This window comes from Bacteroides caecigallinarum, assembly GCF_016902295.1.
In the GTDB taxonomy this organism is placed as follows: Bacteria; Bacteroidota; Bacteroidia; order Bacteroidales; family Bacteroidaceae; genus Phocaeicola; species Phocaeicola caecigallinarum_A.
Genome location: NZ_JACJLQ010000196.1, coordinates 1 through 285 on the forward strand (window position 1 = coordinate 1; position 285 = coordinate 285).

1 pseudogene is annotated in these 285 nt (G+C 45.6%); it reads left to right on the top strand.

The features are described from left to right. Positions 1-285: pseudogene (locus H6A27_RS14800) on the top strand (IS66 family transposase); the annotation flags it as partial.

The following is a 285-nucleotide window of genomic DNA, read 5'->3' on the forward strand; positions in this document are numbered from 1 at the left end:
TGATATCATCAAGCTACCGTAAAATAAGAAATATCGTGAGCTACATTGAGGAACATCACTTTGAAGTGCTTAAGGTGAAACATGCCGACGGCAGGATTGAAAGCATGTTCCTTCCTATGAAGGATGACGTCCGGGCAAGCCTTTATGACGAGATAGTACCGGGTACAAGCATTACGGCAAACATGCTCTCGTATCTGATGTTTAACCGCTTCCAGATGTCAACACCAGCATACAGGGAGGCAAAGAACCGTCTGTCGGATATGGACTGGAACACTTCTGTGCAGA